The 18,781-nt window shown below is 66.7% G+C and carries 17 protein-coding genes; 13 read left to right on the top strand and 4 right to left on the bottom strand.

All coding sequences use genetic code 11. From position 1 onward, the window contains the following. Positions 1-8 precede the first annotated feature (8 nt). Together ULB03_RS25130 and bfr are read left to right on the top strand one after the other, a co-directional pair. Positions 9-578, top strand: a complete 570-nt coding sequence (locus ULB03_RS25130) for a KUP/HAK/KT family potassium transporter (protein WP_322485817.1) — start codon at positions 9-11, stop codon at positions 576-578. Between the two features lie 44 nt (positions 579-622). Beyond that, complete coding sequence (bfr, locus tag ULB03_RS25125) at positions 623-1,099, top strand: bacterioferritin (RefSeq protein WP_322485816.1); 477 nt, start codon at positions 623-625, stop codon at positions 1,097-1,099. A gap of 151 nt (positions 1,100-1,250) precedes the next feature. Here bfr and ULB03_RS25120 read toward each other — a convergent pair whose 3' ends face one another. Then, complete coding sequence (locus ULB03_RS25120) at positions 1,251-2,402, bottom strand: catalase family protein (protein ID WP_322485815.1); 1,152 nt, start codon at positions 2,400-2,402, stop codon at positions 1,251-1,253. A 159-nt stretch (positions 2,403-2,561) separates the two neighbouring features. After that, positions 2,562-4,652 carry a di-heme-cytochrome C peroxidase gene (locus ULB03_RS25115; RefSeq protein ID WP_322485814.1) on the bottom strand — a complete coding sequence of 697 codons (2,091 nt, stop codon included), beginning with the start codon at positions 4,650-4,652 and terminating at the stop codon, positions 2,562-2,564. A gap of 242 nt (positions 4,653-4,894) precedes the next feature. Here ULB03_RS25115 and ULB03_RS25110 point away from each other — a divergent pair, with 242 nt between their 5' ends. The 6 genes from ULB03_RS25110 (at position 4,895) to ULB03_RS25085 (ending at position 10,559) form a co-directional block, all read left to right on the top strand. Then, positions 4,895-5,446, top strand: a complete 552-nt coding sequence (locus tag ULB03_RS25110) for a hypothetical protein (RefSeq protein ID WP_322485813.1) — start codon at positions 4,895-4,897, stop codon at positions 5,444-5,446. 10 nt (positions 5,447-5,456) lie between these two features. Beyond that, on the top strand, positions 5,457-6,815 hold the full coding sequence (locus ULB03_RS25105) for a carbohydrate porin (protein ID WP_322485812.1): 1,359 nt from the start codon (positions 5,457-5,459) through the stop codon (positions 6,813-6,815). A 68-nt stretch (positions 6,816-6,883) separates the two neighbouring features. After that, entirely contained in the window at positions 6,884-7,876 is a 993-nt protein-coding gene (locus ULB03_RS25100) for a hypothetical protein (RefSeq protein ID WP_322485811.1), read from the top strand. 461 nt (positions 7,877-8,337) lie between these two features. Further along, positions 8,338-9,492 (top strand): helix-turn-helix domain-containing protein, encoded by a 1,155-nt coding sequence (locus ULB03_RS25095; protein ID WP_322485810.1) that lies wholly within the window; start codon positions 8,338-8,340, stop codon positions 9,490-9,492. Beyond that, positions 9,485-10,081, top strand: coding sequence for a hypothetical protein (locus ULB03_RS25090; protein WP_322485809.1), 597 nt, complete (start codon positions 9,485-9,487; stop codon positions 10,079-10,081). Before ULB03_RS25095 ends, ULB03_RS25090 begins: the two co-directional genes overlap by 8 nt. Positions 10,082-10,343: 262 nt before the next feature. After that, positions 10,344-10,559, top strand: a complete 216-nt coding sequence (locus tag ULB03_RS25085) for a (2Fe-2S)-binding protein (protein WP_322485808.1) — start codon at positions 10,344-10,346, stop codon at positions 10,557-10,559. A 130-nt stretch (positions 10,560-10,689) separates the two neighbouring features. Here the strand turns inward: ULB03_RS25085 and ULB03_RS25080 are convergent, their stop codons facing one another. Next, the gene (locus ULB03_RS25080) at positions 10,690-12,966 is read right to left on the bottom strand and encodes a S9 family peptidase (protein ID WP_322485807.1); all 2,277 of its coding nucleotides are present in this window, start codon (positions 12,964-12,966) and stop codon (positions 10,690-10,692) included. Between the two features lie 352 nt (positions 12,967-13,318). Between ULB03_RS25080 and ULB03_RS25075 the strand changes: the two genes are divergently transcribed. From ULB03_RS25075 to ULB03_RS25055, 5 genes are all read left to right on the top strand, one after another. After that, a complete protein-coding gene (locus tag ULB03_RS25075) occupies positions 13,319-13,786 on the top strand; it encodes a response regulator (protein WP_322485806.1) in 468 nt (155 codons plus the stop codon). A gap of 17 nt (positions 13,787-13,803) precedes the next feature. After that, positions 13,804-13,977, top strand: coding sequence for a response regulator transcription factor (locus ULB03_RS25070; RefSeq protein ID WP_322485805.1), 174 nt, complete (start codon positions 13,804-13,806; stop codon positions 13,975-13,977). Between the two features lie 181 nt (positions 13,978-14,158). After that, positions 14,159-14,551: a response regulator gene (locus tag ULB03_RS25065; RefSeq protein WP_322485804.1), complete on the top strand. Its 393-nt coding sequence runs from the start codon at positions 14,159-14,161 to the stop codon at positions 14,549-14,551. Further along, complete coding sequence (locus ULB03_RS25060; RefSeq protein WP_322485803.1) at positions 14,535-15,134, top strand: PDC sensor domain-containing protein; 600 nt, start codon at positions 14,535-14,537, stop codon at positions 15,132-15,134. Before ULB03_RS25065 ends, ULB03_RS25060 begins: the two co-directional genes overlap by 17 nt. Further along, on the top strand, positions 15,131-17,398 hold the full coding sequence (locus tag ULB03_RS25055) for a hybrid sensor histidine kinase/response regulator (protein ID WP_322485802.1): 2,268 nt from the start codon (positions 15,131-15,133) through the stop codon (positions 17,396-17,398). The genes ULB03_RS25060 and ULB03_RS25055 overlap by 4 nt, the downstream gene beginning before the upstream one ends. Here ULB03_RS25055 and ULB03_RS25050 read toward each other — a convergent pair. Further along, complete coding sequence (locus ULB03_RS25050; RefSeq protein ID WP_322485801.1) at positions 17,395-18,603, bottom strand: PAS domain-containing sensor histidine kinase; 1,209 nt, start codon at positions 18,601-18,603, stop codon at positions 17,395-17,397. The two genes, ULB03_RS25055 and ULB03_RS25050, sit on opposite strands and share 4 nt — an antisense overlap. Positions 18,604-18,781: the final 178 nt, after the last annotated feature.

Here is an 18,781-nt window from a genome sequence, read left to right as displayed (position 1 = left end):
GCCTGGCGGTGTTCGTGCTGGTCTCCACCTGGCGGCTGGGGCGCAAGGTGCTGTACGACCGCATCTACCGCGACGCCCTGCCCATGTCGCTGTTCCTGGAACGGGCGGATCGCACGCCCGTGCGCGTGGCCGGCACCGCCGTGTTCATGACCGGCAGCGTCGACAAGGTGCCCCACGCCCTGCTGCACAATCTGAAGCACAACAAGGTGCTGCATGAGCGCGTGGTGCTGATGCGGGTGCTGACGGAAGAGGTGCCGTGGGTGACGCGGGAACGCCGCGTCTCGATGGAAAAGCTGGGCAAGGGCTTCTTCTCGGTCACCGCCCATTTCGGCTTCATGGAACAGCCCAACGTGCCGCGCGCCCTGGCGGAGTGCCGGCCACTGGGCCTGGCCATCGATCTGGCGGAAACCTCGTTCTTCCTGGGGCGAGAGACGCTGGTGCCGTCCTCCCGTTCCGATCTCTCCCGGTGGCAGGAGCAGGTGTTCATCGCCCTGTCCGCCACCGCCCTGTCCGCCACCACGTTTTTCGACATTCCACCCAATCGCGTGGTGGAATTGGGAACCCAAGTCGAAGTTTAATCGCTCGTCGGCCCCGTCCGCCTCGCGCCTAAGGAGACAATATTATGAAGGGCGATCCGCAGGTCATCGTTCACCTGAATACGATCCTCACCAACGAATTGACCGCTATCAACCAGTACTTCCTGCATGCCCGCATGCTGAAGAACTGGGGCCTGCTGCGCCTGGCGAAGAAGGTCTATGAGGAATCGATCGGCGAGATGAAGCACGCCGACAAGCTGATCGAGCGCATCCTGTTCCTGGAGGGCCTGCCCAACCTGCAGGACCTGCTGAAGCTGAAGATCGGCGAGGACGTGCCGGAGATGTTCGTGGGCGACCTGTCCATCGAACGGCACAACCGCACCTGCCTGCAGGACGCCATGAGCTACGCCGAATCCGTGCGCGACTTCCAGAGCAAGGAGATCCTGCGGGAGATCCTGGAAGACACCGAGGAACACATCGATTGGCTGGAAACCCAGCAGGATCTGATCCAGCGCGTGGGCCTGCAGAACTACCAGCAGGAGCAGATGGGCGCGGAGTCCTAATAGGGGTTCTCTTGGCGCTGCCGTCCTCGTTGATCTGCTCATGGACAAACTCAGCGGGGGCAGGCCGCGTCTGATCTGACGCGGACGGCGCCAGCCAGTTCGCATCCCACAACGGCATGAGGCGGAGCCTCATGCCGTTGTCATTTGGGGCCTATTGCTGGCCCTCGGGGCGCTGTTCGAGGGGGCGCTGTTCAAGGGGGGCCGGCACCGGGTTCTGCGCCGTCTCGCGGCGCAGGGCGCTGATCCGCTGATAGATGGCTTCGCGCAGGCGGTTCACGGCGCCCAGCGGCTTGTGCTCCGGCAGGGCGTGCCAGGGGGAATAGGACAGGGCCTCGCACGCCGCGTTCTGGTCCGCCGTGTCGAAGATCTGCTGTTCCACCGTGATGGTGGCGACGGGGACGAAGGGTGCCTGGGCCTCGGGCCATTCGTAACGGGAATCCTCCACGCTCATGGCGTCCGATGTGCGCGGCTGCACCATCAGTTCCATGCAGGCGCCGCCCGCCGCCAGCGTGGCGCTCATGGCGTGACGCAGGTAATTGGGATCGTCGCCGCCGGGGATGACCACCGGCCGCTGCTGGCAGGGGCGGGCTGAATACTTCACCGCCTGGGCGTCGGCGCCCGTGCCCAGCTGGTAGGGCACCATGGACCAGTAGCGTGTGTTCAGCGGGTTGTCGATGAGGGAGCTGGTGGCGCCCAGCGCGTTCATCGTGCCCTTCCACCCGATGGCGGTGAACACCAGCAGGGGCTGGAGAAGTTGGGTCAGGCGGTCGCCACTGTCGACATAGCCCACCAGCGTCACGTAGTCGTCCGGCGATGCGACCAGGAAGGTGGGATAGTTGATCATGATGATGTCCTGCGACGGACGGTCATCGGGGGCGACGGTCAGCGGCTGGCCCGGCACGTCATAAATCTTGATGGCCATGCCCCGGCCATCCTTCTCATGGTCCGATCGTTGCACCGCCTCGTTGGCGTTGGAAAAGCGGATGATGGCCGGATACTCGGCCGGGGCGGCGAACAGGCCCCGGCGCAGGGCCTGGGGCACGTCGGCGTGTACGGTGACGGTGGCCCGCGCGCAGCCGTGGGCCTTGGGATGCGCGTCCCGCCGCACCGGGCCGGTGCCGTATAGATGCAGCAGATGGGCGTGGATGATGGCGGCCAGGCGCGCCGCGTCATCCGCCTCATGTGGCGCCAGCACCTCACCCGGTCCGTCCGCCTTGGGATAGTCGGCTTCGGCGATGGGGCGGTAATAGGCGGCCCCCCTCTCCGAACAGGCGGAGCCCAGGCAGAGGGCGACGGCCGACAAGGTTACCCGTAGGGCGGCATTCCGGCCTTTTGCTGATGACAGGTGCACAGATGGGGCTTTCCTGAAAGACGGGGAGCCGCGGGCGTTTCCGCCACTACGCCCGCGGCTCCTGCCAGACATCATGCACCCTGGTGATCACTCTGGCGATCACCCTGGAGATCACAGGGTCTTCAGGTACTCGATCAGGGCCTTCTTTTGATCCGCGTTCAGCTCGGTGCCGTAGGCGTGGCCGGAATGGCCGGAGTTCTTGTTGCCAGGCAGACGGGTGTCGAACTCATAGGTCGGGTGCGACGGATCCTCGGCGGTGGAATAGCCGACATCCACCGGATCGATTTCCCGGCTGCCGACGCGGAAGGTGGCGACGCGATCCTCCGCCGGGGTCAGCAACTGGGCCAGCGACGGCACGGAGCCGTTGTGCAGATAGGGGGCCGTGGCCCAGATGCCGGTCAAGGGGCGCGCCTTGTAGGACCGCTGGTCGCCGATGTCCGGCACGGTGCCGCTGTAGGTCTTGCTGAGGCGTGCCGCCGCGATGGTCGTCCCGAGGTCGGAGACCAGGACGCCGGCCACCTGGTCCACCAGCGCCACGCCGCGGGTTTCCAGCGTGGGGCCGTAAGACTTCCAGAACTCGACCACGTTCTGCGACTTGCCCTCCAGCTTGCCGCTTTCCCAGAACCGGGTGGTCCGGGTATTGCGCTCCAGCATGTAGTTGTCGGCCATCGCCGGATCGGTGCCCACCACCGAGGTCTGGACCAGGACGGCGTTGTAGGACTTGCCCTCATCCTCGAATTTCACGGCCTGGTGGCACGAGGCGCAGTTGACCCCCTCCACGCTTTTGCCGGTGTAGATGGCCTCGCCCGCCTGGGCCAGCGCCTTGTCGATGGGTGGCAGGACACCCTCCGGCCAGCGGGGGGAGCGCAGGTCGGACAGCCATTTCTCGATATGGCCAAGGTTGTTGACCAGCACCGTGTTGGCGAAACCGATGGTGGGCGTCGGCAGGTTCGGGGTCTCGAACGAGCCATCGGGCGTCGTCCACTGGCTCGGGTCCCTGGGCCGGACCTCGACACGGCCATAGACACCCAGCACCTCGCCCACGTTACGCCCCAGGGGGCCGACGCCCAGACCGAGAACCGAGGTGTTTTCGCCGAAGCCGTTCCATTGCACCCGGTCCGCTTGCGGCGCCCCCCAGAGGAAGGGATAGCTGACCGGCGCGTTGGAGGGCGAGTAGTTGGCGTGCGCGACCGCTATGTTGGGCCCGGCCACTTGGTTGAAGATGGCGCCGATGGCGTCGATGCGGCCGTTGCCGGGCAGGGGGACATAGCCCTTGCGGTACACCTCGTCCCGGTTGATGGCCTTGGTCGGTTCCGTCTTGGCCTCGTCCGTCAGGGCCTCGCGCACCGCGCGGTTGTTGGCGAGATAGGCATCATAGCTCGAGCCGCCCGAGGCGCGGGCCGTCTCCACCGCGGATTTGCCGCCGAGGCAGTCGCCGCCGTGGCTGTCGCCGCACAGATTGTGCTTCAGATAGTCGCTGAGCCATATCTCGTGCTCCGCCATCTGGCTCTGCAGCTCCTCGCGCGCCTGGCGCGTGTCCGCCGGCAGGAACTTGCGCTCCACCAGTGTCTTGACGAAGCGGTCGAACTTGGCCGGCTGTTCCGAGGTCGTGACCAGGGCGTCCAGCAAATCCATGTTCAGGTGGTAGAAATCGGCCAGCGACGGGGCGCCGTCGATGATCAACGCCTTGCCCTTGTAGGTGACCTCGTTGCTGTGGCACGCGGCACAGTTGGGGCCGGCCCAGGCGATGCCGGGCTTGCCGTTCTTGTCGGCCAAGGGGGGCGACACGGTGAAGCCGATCGGCAACCCGTCGGGATTCCATACGCTCTTGGGGGCCGGGATGTAGCCCAGGCGCGCCATGTTCTCCGGGGCCGTGAACGGGAGTTCGTTCCCCGACTGCTCCAGCGCCAGCAGCCAGCCATAGGGGATCATCCACGAGCCTTGGGGCGTGAACCAGAAGGCTTCGCGCTGCTCCAGCGTCCAGCCTTGATCGATCCCGTACCAACTGCCCCACGTGGTCGGCGTCGGCAACTGCTGCACCGCCCCGGTGGCCGGCTTGTCCGTCCAGGGCGGCAGGGGCAGGGTGCCCGTCCTGCTGGAGCCGATCTGGATCGTGTCGCTGGAGCCGCCGCAGCCGGCCAGCAACAGCACAGCGGTGAGCGGAAGGGCGGCCAGTCGCCGCGAGCCTGAAATAGAGCGCATGAGGGTCGTCTCGTCGTGAACTTGTTAATTCTTTGAACGGATTAGGATATGACTGATCTGTCTATCGCACGCTATAAGGGTATGTAAAAGAAAAATTCTCATCAGAGTGATTGTTGTGGGTGCCGCGCCGCCGCCCGGTCTGGGGCCCGGATTGTCGTTTTGTTACAATGGCTGGTTGCGGCGGTGGTGGTGCGAAAGCCGTGCTATCCCGTTGTCATCACGGCCGTCCCCAAGAGGATGCGATGATCGCCCGATCCACCCGCTTCCCCCGTCACCCGGCAACGCGCCGGGCCATGACCCTGGCCGCCGTGATGCTGGGCGCCGTGATCCTGGGGGCGGGCACGGTGGCGGCCGTTGGCGGCATGTCGAGGGGGGCTTGGGCACAAGGCGTTCCCCTGGCGGTGACGGCCCAGGGCGACCTGCCAGGCTTTCAACCGCAGGAGGTGGCGCCTTTTCTGGTCATGGTGATGAGCACCGCCGGCCAGAACACGCCGGGCGGCGGACAGACCTTCTTCGCCGCGGGCTTCGCGGCCGCTGACCGGGTGGAATGGACCTTCCGCCCCAATCCCTATGCCGGCGGCGCTTCGCGCTCCATCGGGCCGCCCCGACCCACCGCCGACCGGCTGTTCGGCCGCCATCGCCTGATGTCGGTGGAGCTGCGGCTTTACCGGGGCGGACGCTACCAGACCCAGGTGTTCGGCCAGGTGGAGATCCAAGGCGGGCGGCGCGACGCTGATCTGCAGACCTTCATATGCGACATGACCCGCCGTGTGCTCGATGCCGCGGCGCAGTGAGGGGACGGGGATGATCCGCCGCGCCCGGCCTTGGCCCGCCATCCTGGCCATCCTCCCGCTGGGCCTGGCGCCGGCGCAGGCGCAGGAGGAGGCCACCACCCCGCCCGGCTTCTGGCAACGCGACGTCCTGACCGGCGACTGGGGCGGCCTGCGCTCCCGGCTTCAGGACGACGGCCTGTCGCTCAACCTGGTCTATGTGGGGGAGGCGTTCGACTTGGCCCAGGGCGGCGTGAAGCGCGACACGGTGGGGGAGGGCCGGCTGGAGGCGACGGTGGAATTGGACGCCCAGGCGGCGTTCGACTGGCACGGCCTGCTGTTCCACGCCACCGCCTACGGCATCCATGGCCATGGGCTCAGCCGCTGCTGCCTGCAGAACATCGCCACCGTCAGCAACATCGAGGCGCTGCCCGGCCCGCGCCTGTTCACCCTATGGGCGCAGCAGTCGCTGTGGGACGGCCGGGTGTCCGTCCGCCTGGGCCAATTGGCGGCGGATGACGAGTTCGTCACCAGCCGGGGGGCGGCCCTGTTCGTCAACGGTACCTTCGGCTGGCAGGCCATCACCGGCGCCGACCTGCCCGGTGGCGGCCCCGCCTATCCCCTGGCCACGCCCGGCGCCCGCGTGCAGGTCGCGGCCACCCCGGAGCTGTCCTTCCTGGGCGCGGTCTTCGCTGGCGACCCGGCCGGAGGTGCGTCGGGCGACGCCCAGACCCAGGATACCAGCGGCACCACCTTCAGTTTTTCCGGCGGCGTCTTCACCATTTTGGAGGCCCAGTATCAGCCGCTGGCGGACGGGGCGGTGCCCATCGTCAAGCTGGGCGCGTGGTTCCACGGCGGCACCTTCAATGATGAGCACCACGCCAGCGACGGCCTGACCCTGGCCGATCCCCGGTCCAGCGGGGTGCCCGCCCGCCGGCGTAACGACTGGGGCGCCTATGGCGTGGCGGATGTACCCCTGTGGCGCGGCGGGGACAGGCCGGACGCGGGCCTGTCCGCCTTCCTGCGGCTGGCCGGCGCGCCGGCGGACCGCAACCTCATCACCGTCTATGCCGATGGCGGCCTGACCTGGAAGGGCATCCTGCCCGGCCGGCCGGAGGACACCGCCGGCCTGGCTGGGGCCTACGCCCAGATCGGTTCCGCCGCCGCCGGGCTGGACCAGGACTATCGCGCCTATGGCCGGCCGTTCTACCCGGTGCGCGATCATGAGGTGCTGCTGGAGCTTAGCTACCAGGCGGTGGTGGCGGGCTGGGCCACGGTGCAGCCCAACGTCCAGTACGTCATCCACCCCGGTGGCAACGTCCTGGCGCCCGGCCGCACCGTGCCCGTGGGCGACGGCCTGGTGCTGGGCCTGCGCACCAGCGTGCGGCTGTAGGCCCATAGGCCCTTCCGGTCCGATGCCGCTATACTCCCCATCAAGGATGCAATGGTGGGAGGCGAGGGGTGCGACGGGCACGGTTGGGCGCGACGCTGGGGCTGTGGGGTGCGCTGGTGATGCTGCCCGTCGGGGCGCCAGTAGGGGCTGAGGAGGCGTCCGCCCCGCCGGCTTGGCTGGCCCCTTATGTTGGGGAGGGCGCGGGCCAGATCGCCGCGCCGGTGCTGGCCCGCGCGCGGGCGCTGTACCTGCGCAAGGTGGCGGAGGGCGCGGCGCGCAATCCCTGCTACTTCGCCATGGACGCCACGCGCCCCAACACCGAGGAGGACGGGGCGCCCGGCCGCCGCTTCTACATGATCTGCGAGGCCGCGCGCACCTTCCAGGCCATGCCGGCCGGCCACGGCGCCGGGCGCCGGCTGGAGGGGCTGGCCGATTTCGCCAATGGGCGGGAGTGCGCGCGCCACTTCGGCAACGCCCAGGATTCTGAACTGACCGCCGGCGGCGCCTATGTCACGGCGGAGACGAAGGCGTCCTTCAAGGGCTATTACCTGGCCGCCCCGGGCCAGGACGTCCCCCTGCTGCGCGCCTTCGTGCAGTTCGAGGGTGAGGGCGAGACGGCGAACGCCCGCCAGCGCGCCATCGGCGGCCACGCCGCCGTGACGCTGAAAGGCCTGTGCCGGCGCCCGGACCGGCGCAGCCCCTACGCCGACGCGGACGGCTATGTCATCCAGGGCACGCTGGTGGACTATACCGGCGGCCGCAGCAACGGCTGCACCAGCTGGTCCCCGGCCGACGCCGCCGTTATCGGCGCCACGGTGAAGGACGCGCCCACCACGCTCTACATCTATCCCGAGGCCGCCGACATCGCCGCCGTCGCCCACGCCGTGGCGGCAGGCCGCCCGCCGTCGGACGCAGGCACCTATTGGAACGCCGCCTGCCTGCGCACCATCGGTTCCCCGGTCTACTGGCCTCAGGCGGCGCTGGCGCCCCTGATCGCCCAGTATCGCCGCGACCACCCCCCACCGCCGCCCCGCCCCCTGCCGCTGTGCGCGGCGCGGTGAGGGGGCAGTTCAGGCTTGAGTATTCGTTTCTCATCAGAGCCAAATCGCCTTGCGGAAGCGGAGTGCATCTCGTAGGATGTGCAACCGATGATTTAAGGTTTTTGCTCCTGGGGATTTAAAGAAATAGCAATGGATAGCCAAGTTCTTGTTGTTCAGATGTTGCTTTCCAACGAGAATTTTTGAAGTTCTTTTTAAAATTAAAAGCCATAAATGCGAAAATCATTGATGGTATTGCAGCGCTCGGCGTCGGTATTATTTTTTTGGTAGAATCCTGAATGTCGTTATGGCGGTGGGAATTGAATTTTTTATCGCTATTTCATCTTTCTATATCCTGTTTGATAAAAGGCGCTTCAGAATCTAGTTGAGGCGATAGCGCGGCGACCACGGCTCTGATCAATATAATTGCCGAATTTAGCGGCGCTCGGAGATAGGACGGCGAAATCCGCCGAAACGGTGCCTAGATGGCCTTTACGACCCAAGGGTTTGCCAGGAAGCTTCGGGGGCTGCGGGAACAATACAATAACACGCTGAGCGAAGTAGCCGAGCGCACAGGCATTGGCTCCCAGGCGCTTCAAGCGATGGAGGCTGGAAGTGCTACGCCGACCGGCGACGAGGTACTGATCCTTGCTGACTTCTTCAGGTGTGAATTTCCCTGGCTCATTGAGGACGACGCCGCCAATCCCGATGAGAACGTCACGATGCTGCTGCGATCGGAAGGCGGGCGACTAGCCGCGTCCGATAGGCACGCCATTGCCGAGTTCCTGCACCTGTGCAAGTCACAAGCCCTACTCGAGGAAATGAGCGGGCATCGAGCCATAGGAGAGAAATTCCAGTTCACCCCGCGTGGCAATTTCTTCAAAGGTCACGGTATCGATTGCGCTAAGGAACTACGAGCACATCACAAGCTAAAGCCTAATGCGATAATCCCCGATATTTTCGATTGGCTTCGGAAATCAGATCTTCGCGTGTTCCGTCGGTCGCTACCCAGTTCGACGATTTCAGGTCTGTTCGTACGTCACCCCGAGGCGGGGCGCTGTATCCTCGTCAACTACAACGACGATATCTACCGGCAACGCTTCAGCGCCGCCCATGAGGCGGGACATGCACTGTTGGATGCCGACAAGGGCTACAACGTATCCGACCTCAACGATGCCAACAGTGGGGAGTTTATCGAACTGCGAGCGAGCACGTTTGCGTCATGCTTTCTGATGCCTCCGGAGTTACTGAAGATGTTTGGGGACGCTGACCAGTGGCGACGGCCTGAAAAGGTGGCCGAGGTTGCCGGTCGTCTTTTCGTCTCGATCCCAGCCCTACTGTCGGCCTTGAAACGGGATAGACTTCTCGATGAGGAGGCTGTTGCCTTGATCAAGGACGCTAAACCCCGTCTTCCATACAAGCAAGAACCTGAATTGATGGGCGACTACACCGCCCGGCAATTAGAGCAGAAGACTGCGCTTCTCTCCAATGGGTTGCACGCAGCCTATGTGCGACAGGCCTTCGATGCGCATCGCCAGGGTCACATATCACTAGCTAGGGTTGCGGATATGCTGCTCGTTGAGCCTTCGGAGGTCGGTGATATAGCTATGCTGTTCGGGACGAGTTTACACCATGGTTGATGCTCCTCGTGACGAGGCGGTGCAATCATTTCCTTCCATCGCCGCCATAGACACCTGCGCCGTCTGGAACATTCTTTCCAGCCGAACCCTGACTACTGCCGCCAAAGGACGTTGCCATTTCATCCTGGCCGAATACGTCCGGTATGAGTGTTTGGTGAAACCCTGGAAGTCCCCAGAAAGAGCAGATCTGCGCAAGAAGCTCTCCGATGAGTTAGCGTCAGAAAAGCACTTCACCGTACATTCTTTGGCGATCGACGACCTTCGTGAATTGGCCGCAAATGTGAGCAAACTCGGGCGTTTTCACCGCGGCGAACTTGCCGCATTGGCTCTGGCCCGGAAGCTTTCCAGCGGTTTCCTGACTGATGATCGGACTGCTCGCAAGGTGGGAGAGAACACTCTCGGACTGGGCCGAGTTCGCACCACCCCACACCTCGTCGGTTGGCTTGTGTATCAAGGGCACCTGATGGATGGGGACATTTCGACCATCATTGCCGATAACGCCGTTCTGAATAAGCGATACGGGGCGTTGGGTGATTTCATCCAGGTATGCTACGAGCACGCTATGGGGCTGAGGCTTCTGACGCGTTAGGCTTTGAATTTCTTATTATTTCGGGTGTGGTAGCCGCCTCAATATTACACTCAGAATGACTGCTTCCGGGTGTGTGCGTCAGGCAACCTCTTGTTCCTTTTCGACACAAAATAGAAATAGGCTTCAGGGCCCAATTTCCGGGACAGCGGTAACATCACTTCCTACCCAGTTCCTTCCATCTACCCACCCGCGAATGCCTCGCAGAATCACTCTTGCCATTGCGAACGCCTCTCACTATCTTAGGTCCCAGATCAGCCTCTGGGTGGGTGCCCGCGCCATGTATGTCTGCGTCTGTAACGCCATCAACTGCCGTACCGTTCGCACCCATGTCGGGGCGGGGGCGCAGAGTGTCGGGGCGGTGTTCAAGGCCCAGGGGTGCGCGCCCCGCTGCGGCAAGTGCTTCGACACCATGCGCGAGATGATCCAGGAGGGGCAGACGGCCAATTCCTCCGAGCCGGTGCTGCGCGCGGCGGAGTAAGGCGGGCGGGGCAGCGGGCTGCGCGCCGCCGCCGCGTCTTCGCGCCCAGGTCAAAAGAAAAGCCACCGACCCGGCGGGATCGGTGGCTTTGTCGTTTCCGGGCGGGTATTGCCCGCCCGGATGGTGGTCCTTACGGCGTGCCGGCCTGCGGGGCGCCGCCCGCCGTGACCGCGCTGCCGGCCGGCCGCAGGGTGCGGTCGAAGAAGTCCAGCATGGTGTTATAGCGGTGGATGTTGGCGTAGGTGTCGTAGAAGCCGTGGCGCTGGCCCGGATAGGTCATCAGGTCGAACCGCGTCCCCTGCTGCTGCAGGGCGCGCAGCAGCTTGGTGGTGTTGTCGAAGAAGACGTTGTCGTCGGCCATGCCGTGGATCACCAGCAGGCGGCCCTGGATGTTCTTCAGGTCCTTGAAGACGCTGGAGTCCTCATACGCCGGGCCGTCCTTGGGATCGCCCAGGTAGCGTTCGGTGTAGGCGGTGTCGTACAGGCGCCAGTCGGTCACCGGGGCGCCGGCGGCCCCGGCGGCGAAGACGCCAGGCGCGCGGGTCAGCATGATGATGGTCATGAAGCCGCCGTGGCTGTGGCCGTAGAAGCCCAGGTGCTGGCCATCCACGAAGGGCAGGGACTTCAGGAAGTTGGCGCCCTTCACCTGGTCCGCCACCTCCACCGAGCCGAAATGGTGGTAGGTGGCCGATAGGAAGGCCTGGCCCCGGTGCGGCGTGCCCCGGTTATCCAGCACCATGACGACATAGCCGTTGCGGGCCAGCACCTGGGCGAAGCCGGACTGGGCGTCGCCCCAGGCGTGGCTCACCAGGGCCGCCGCCGGGCCGCCATAGGCGTTGACGATGGCGGGATACTTCTTGCCGCTCGTTTTCGCCCCCGGCGGCACCAGCATCATGTAATGCAGGTCGCTGCCGTCATCGGCCTTCAGCACGCCGAATTCCGGTTCGATCTCCCCGGCCAGATAGGGGGCGAAGGGGTGGGCCTCATCCAGCTTGTTCTCGATCAGCCAGGTGACGCGGTTGCCCTTGGCGTCCTCCACCGACAGCTGCGGCGGCTGGTGCGGGCCGGAATAGCTGTGCAGCCAGTTGCCGCCCTTGGCCGCCATGACGGCGCCGTGCCAGCCGTCCCCGGAGGTCAGGGCCTTCACGTCGCCCTTGGCCAGGCCCACGGAATAGACATGGTGGTCCAGCGGCCCCTCGCGGAAGCCAGTGAAGAACACGCGGCCGCCGGCCTCGTCCACGCCGACGACGGCGTCCACCATCCAATCGCCCTTGGTCAGGGCGCGGCAGTTGGCGGCCTCATGGTCGCACAGGTACAGGTGCTTGAAGCCGGTGCGTTCCGAGGCCCACAGGATCTTGCCGTTGGCCAGGACCCGCAGATCCTCGTGCAGGTTCAGGAAGGTCTTGCTCTGTTCCGTCAGCAGGGTGCGCACCGCCCCCGTGGCCGGGTTCACCGCCAGCAGATCCAGGCGCTTCTGGTCCCGGCTCAGACGCTGGACCAGCACCTCCGACGCGTCGCGGCGCCAGTCCACGCGGGCCAGGTAATAGCCGGCGGGGTCACCCAGGTTGACCTTGGTCACGGCACCCGTGGCCATGTCCATGACCTGCAGGGTCACCTTGGCGTTGGGGCCGCCGGCGAAGGGATAGCGCTGCGGCACCACCGTCACGCCCTCGGCGCCGTAATCATAGCGGCTGACCAGCGGCACGTCGGACTCGTCCACGCGGGTGTAGGCGACATAGCGGGCGCCGGGCGACCACCAATAGCCGGTGTTGCGCTTCAGCTCCTCCTGCGCCACGAACTCCGCCGTGCCGTAGGACAGGGTGCCGGCGCCGTCCTGGGTCAGGGCGCGTTCCTGCCCCTTGGCCAGGTCATAGACATAGAGGTTGTTGCCGCGCACGTAGCTGACCAGCGTGCCGCCGGGGGCGAAGCGGGCGTCGATGGCGGCGTCCTTGGTGGCGGCGCTGTTGGTGATGCGCGTCGGGCTGCCGCCCAGGGGCATGACGAAGACGTCGCCCGCCATGGGGAACAGCAGGGTGCGCCCCGCGTCATCCCAGCCATAGTCGACGATGCCGGTGTCGCGGATGCGCTGGCGCTCGCGGCGGCCGCGCTCCTCCTCGCTCTCCTTGGCGCTGAACTGGCTGCTGTCGACCAGCAGGCGGTCGGTGCCGGCCGCGATATCATAGGCCCACAGGTCGGTCTTGTTGGCGTCGTCGGCCTTGGCCTTCAGGTAGGTGACCAGGCCGCCGTCGGGGGAGAACTTGACGCCGCGCGCGCGGGGGCCGTTCAAGGACGGGCTGCCCAGCATGCGTTCCACAGTGAGAGCCGGGCCTGCCGAGACACCCGCCGCACTGTCGGCGGCCAGCGCCGGCATCGTCATCAAGGCGCCCGCCAGGATCGTGCCGGCCAACGCCCGGCGCCAAAGCCCCCTACCCGCGCCGCCGTGGCTGGCGCGCCCCACCATTCCCATATCGACCTCCCAAGGCGGCGCGTCCTTCAGGCGGGCGCCGCTGGTTTAGACCCAAGCTGCGCCGCACCGTATCCGATGCGGCCGAGGGCTGTAAACGGCGGCGCCATGGCGGTCCGAGGGCCCGCCCGGCGGGACACCCTATGCCAACGTACTGTTTTGAAACTGTTGTCTTGGTGGGACCATGGGCGGATGATGGCGGCAAAGAACAGTGCCGGCCAACGGACGCCACCGGTTGGGGTGTGGGGCTTGCGGGGGGGATGCCGTGGAACATGCCGCGAAAAGGCCGTTGCGGGTGCTGGTCGCCGATGACCATCCCATGTACCGCGACGCGCTGGAGCTGTACCTCATGCGCGACTGGCCGGAGGTCAGCCTGACCTCCGTCGGCTCGCTGGAGGAGCTGGACGCCCTGGCCCAGCGGCCGGAGGATCAGGATTTCGACCTGGTGGTCATGGACTGGCAGTTGCCGGGGGGCGAGGGTGGCGCGGGGCTGGACCGGCTGGACGCCGCCGGCATCGACGCGCCCGTCGCCGTGGTGACCGGCCATGACGACGCCACCGTGGCGCGCGAGGCGCTGACCCGAGGGGCCTGCGCCTTCCTGCCCAAGACGCTGCCCAGCGCCGCCCTGGTGCAGATGCTGAAGGTGGTGGCGGCGGGCGGCAGCGTGGTGCCGGTCGACGTGGCCCTGCGCATGGCGGGCGCCCTGGCGCCCATGCCACATGGTGTGCCCCCCATGGTGCGGGGCCTGATGGCGGGCTGCTGACGGAACGGGAATGTCAGGTGCTGGCCCACTTGGCCAGCGGCGCCACCAACAAGGAGATCGGCCGCGTCCTGGATCTGCAGGAGGTGACGATCAAGCTCCACACCCGCCGTATCCTGCGCAAGCTGGGCGCCAAGAACCGGGTGGAGGCGGTGACGCGGGCCCGCGATCTTGGCCTCATCGGACGCGCGTGATCCGCCGGCCCGCATGGCGCCCATGCCGGATCGTGGGATAGCGGCGCGCTATCCCCCACTATCCCAAATCCCCGGATCGATAGCCTTAACGACAGATGCCGCCGGCGAACGGTTGCGGTTTTATGCGGGGCCGCGAATCCCGCGCCGCCCGTTCCAGTTCATCGCCCGGAAGCCTATCCCAATGAGTGCCATCCTGATCGTCGACGACAACCCCTATTTCCGCGACTATCTGTGCGAGGCGGTGCGACGTTTGGGGGAAACCCCCATCATGGCCGCCTCGGCCCGGGAGGGGCTTCTTCTGCTGGCGACCCAACCGGTGCGTGCCGTCATTTCGGATCTGCTGATGCCGGAGATGGATGGATTGGAATTGGCCCGTGAGATCCGCGCAATTCACCCCGCCATGCCGCTGCTGATCCTCAGCGACGGGGCGGAGGTCATCACCGGCCCCTGCCTGCGCGCCGCGCAACTGATCTACGGCGCCGCCATCGCGGAAAAGAGCGGCGGCGGCCTGGGCGACGCGCTGGCCCGGTTCCTGGCCCAGCCAGGGAAGGAGGCGTGTGAGCCGGCCGCCTGACGCCCCCGCACGGGTTTCCCTGATCCGGGGCAGCATCACCACCCGTCTGCTGTTCATCCTGGTGCCGCTGGTCCTGCTGGCGGCGGCGGGCACCGCCTTCGTCGCGGTGCGCAGCAGCCGCGCCGTGGTGCAGCGGTTCGCAATCGATTACGGCCAGGATTTGGCCAACAAGCAGGCGGGCGAGATCGCCGCCATCACCCGGGAAAAGATCGCGTTCGTCGAGGGCCTCGCCCGCCAGGTGGAAAGCATGGTCGCCACCGGGGCCAGCGACCGGCGCGTGGTGGCCACCTATATCGCGCGCACCGCCTTGGCCCACCCCAACATGGTCGGCTTCTGGTTCCTGGCGGAACCGGACTTCATGGGGGCGGACCAGTCCTTCAGGAACGGGGACCCGGCCCTGGGCCTGCCCGAGAGCGGGCGCTTCGCCACCTATTACGTCTCCGACGGCCCGTCCGACGTTAAGCTGGGCGAGGTGCGGCCGGACTTCTACCGCGACGACTATTACGCCATTCCGGCCCAGAGCCGGCGGCGCCAGGCGGTCCCCCCTATCTCTACCCGGTGCTGGGCCGCCCCACCTGGATGATTTCCTATACCATCCCGGTCATCGTGGATGGCCGGCTGATCGGCGTGGCCGGGACGGACCTGTCGCTGGAACAGCGGGCGAAGGAACTGGATTCCCGCCGCCCCCTGGGCGGCAGCCTCTATATGATCAACCGCGAGGGCAATTGGACCTACCATCCCGACCATGCCTTGCTGGCCACCAAGGCCACGGTGGGGGATGGGCCGCAATTCCAGCTGGGCCCGGATGAACTGGACCGGGTGCTGAAGGTACAGTCCTATGAGGTGGAGCGGATGGACACCGCCGGCCATCGTGTGCGCCGCTATGCCGTGCCCATGACCTTCTTCCCGGGCGACAACCGCCGCCTGCTGCTGCTGGACGTGCCGGTGGAAGGCTTGAGCGCGCCCTTCGCCGGCATCGGCACCGCCATCATGCTGGCGGCCCTGGCGTCGGGCCTGCTGGTCAGCCTGGTGCTGGTGGCGGCGGTGCGGGCCATCATCGGTGTGCCGCTGGCGCGCATGGCGCGGGTCGTCGACACGTTGGAGCGGGACGAGGCGGCGCCCGTGCCGGACACGGAGCGGCAGGATCAGATCGGTGGCATCGCCCGCGCGCTGGTCCGCTTTCGCGGCGCGTTGGCCGAACGCGACCGCCTGCGCGGCCAGGTGGAGGAGCGGACCACGGCGCTGGAACGCATGCTGGCCGGCGTCGGCGCCGCCAAGGACGCCATCGTGCTGTTCGACCGGGACTACACCGTCCTTTATGCCAACCCGGCGGCGATATCCCTCTTGGGCGCGCCCGACGAGGCGGCGGTGGTGGGGCACCGGTGGTTGGAACTGCTGACGCCGGAGACGGTGGCCCTCGCGGAGGAGGGGCGGCTGCGCCGACGTGAGGACTTGCTGGCCACCGGCTACGCCCACACGATCAACGAGGGGTGGGAAAGCATCTGGGGCCGCACCATGGAGGTGTACGAGACGACGCTGAGCCTGCGGCCCAACGGGGACATCGTCCTGGTGCTGCGCGACGTCACCGCCACCCGCCGGGCGGCCCGCGAGCGGGAGGAGTTGCAACGCCAGGTCTTGCAGCAGGACAAGATGGAGGCCATCGGCCGGCTGGCCGGCGGCGTCGCTCACGACTTCAACAACCTGCTGGGCGCCATGCTGGGCTATGTCGAATTCCTGCTGGACGACCTGGATCCGAACGACAAGGCCCACAGCTATGTCGCCCGCATCAGCGCCGTGGGCAAGCGGGCCAAGGAACTGGTGAGCCAGATCCTGACCTTCGCCCGTTCCGACAAGGGGGAGTTGCAGGCGGTGTCGCCCGTGGCGGTGCTGGAGGATGCGCGGGGCATCCTGCGCTCCGCCGTGCCGGCGACCACGGAGATGATCTTCCAGATCGCCGGGACCGTGCCCAATGTGCGCGCCAATCCCACGCAGTTGGTCCAGGTGCTGATGAACCTGGTGCTGAACGCCCACGATGCCCGCCGGGGGGAAGGGGGGCGTATCCGTATCCGCCTGTTCCCCGGTCCGGCGCCGCAGGACGCCCGCGTGCAGGAGGGGCGGTGGGCCGAGCACGAGGCGCTGCCCTTCGATAAGAGCCGCCCGCATGTCGTGCTGGAGGTGGAGGACGAGGGGCATGGCATGACCATGGAGGTTATGACCCGCCTGTTCGAGCCCTTCTTCACCACCAAGGGCAAGGGGCGGGGCACCGGCCTGGGCATGCCTGTGGTCTACGGCATCGTCCGCGCCCATGGTGGCGGCATGATGGTGATGTCAGCGGAGGGCGAGGGCGCCTTGCTGCGCATCCTTCTGCCGATCGGCGGGCCGGGAACCGTCGCGGCCCCCCTGGCGGCGGCGCCCATCGTCAAGGCGACACCGCCCCGCCGGCTGCGCATCCTGGTGGTGGACGACGCGGCCGAGATGGGCGACATGCTGCTGGAGGGATTGTCCCGGCGCGGGCACGAGGTCGCCATCTGCGAAACCCCCGCGGAGGCGCTGGAGGTGTTCGAGGAAAGCCCCATGGCCTTCGACGCGGTCGTCAGCGACCAGACCATGCCCGGCATGACCGGCATGGCCCTCATCGCGCTGTTGAAGACGCGGCGCCCCGATATGCCTTGTGTGCTCTACACCGGCTACAGCGAACGGTCCGACGAGAAGGCGGTGCTGGCCGCCGGCGCCGACGCCTTCTTCCTGAAGCCGGTGGTGGTGGAGCGTCTGGCCGCGAAGGTGGAGGCGCTGTGCGCCGCCGGGCCGCCCGCCGTTCCCCCCAGCGCCGCCACGCCCAACAATTAGGACAAGCGCCCCGCCGGGGTCGGCAGGTACAGGGTGGCGACGGTGCCGTTCAGCAAGGAGCTGGCCAGGTCCAGCTGGCCGCCCAGCATCGCCGCGATGCTTTGCACGATGGGCAGGCCCAGGCCCAAGCCCTGCTGGCGCGAGCGGGCCTGCAGGATGACGCTGCCGAAGGGAACGGCCGCGGCCTGCAATTCCTCCGGCGACATGCCGCGACCCTGGTCGATGACGCGCAAGGTCACGCCCTCCCGTCGCTGGCCGATCTCCACCACCACCGCCTGGTCGAGTGGGGAATAGGCCAGGGCGTTGGCCAGCAGCTCTGTCAGGGCCCGGTTCAGCAGGTTGCCGTCAACCTCCAGCACGCAGGGCGCCGTCGTTTCCGCCTCGTGCTGGATGCGCACGCGCTTCTCCCGTCCGCCGCCCATTTGCCCGCCGCCCATCTGACGGATCAGGCGGGCGATGAAAGGTTCCAGTTCGATCAGTTGCAGCTCGCTGGCCGCGGCGCCGGAGGCCAGGCGGGTGTACTCCAGCAGGCGGTTGATGGTGCGGAGCAGCCGGTTGCCGGCACCAGTGATCTCCCGCAGGTAATCGTCCCGCTCCGCCACCTCATCCTGGTCGAGCTGGGCGATCAGGTCGCCGAAGCCCAGGATGGCGTGCAGGGGGGTGCGCAGCTCATGGGTCACCAGGGCCAGGAATCGCTCCTTGGCCTCATTGGCGCGCTGCGCCTTCTCATTGGCGGCGCGCAGGGCCTGCTCCGCCTCCTTGCGGATGGTGATCTCCTCCACCGTGCCTTCGTAATACAGGGGGTGGCCGTTCGCGTCGCGCACCTCCCGGCAGGTTTCGGCGATCCAGATGATGGTGCCGTCGCGCCGCCGGATACGGGATTCAAAGCCCTGGATGACGCCCCGCGCCCGCATTTCGGCGACGAAGGCCTCGCGGCGGCCGGGATCGACGTAGAGCTGCGCCCCGATATCGGTCAGCGCGCCCAGCATGTCTTCGCGGCTGTCATAGCCGTACAGCCGGGCCAGGGCGGGGTTGGCATCCAGATAACGGCCGTCGATGGTGGTCTGAAACAGGCCCCAGGGCGCCTGCTCGAACAGGCGGCGATAACGGTCGTCGGAATGGGTATCGTCGCTCGCGGCGAACGCGGGCTCGGTCGTCAGCCGAGCGGACGGCGTATCCAGGGGAACCGGGCTGGGAACGGTCATGGCCGATGGGGGCTCTATGCGCGAGGAAACCGGCGAACCTGTCAACAAACCACGCCTCCGCAAGGGCTCTCGCCGCCATGGGAAAGAACAGGACACGGCCTGCCCGGCCCCGGTTGGGGAGGGGCATCCGCATGCAAGTCCAAACGCACCAAACGAAACCGGCGCCGGCCCAGGCCCG

Origin of the sequence: Nitrospirillum goiasense (assembly GCF_034427435.1) — a bacterium.
In the GTDB taxonomy this organism is placed as follows: Bacteria; Pseudomonadota; Alphaproteobacteria; order Azospirillales; family Azospirillaceae; genus Nitrospirillum.
This window is presented reverse-complemented; position numbering and strand designations above follow the sequence as displayed.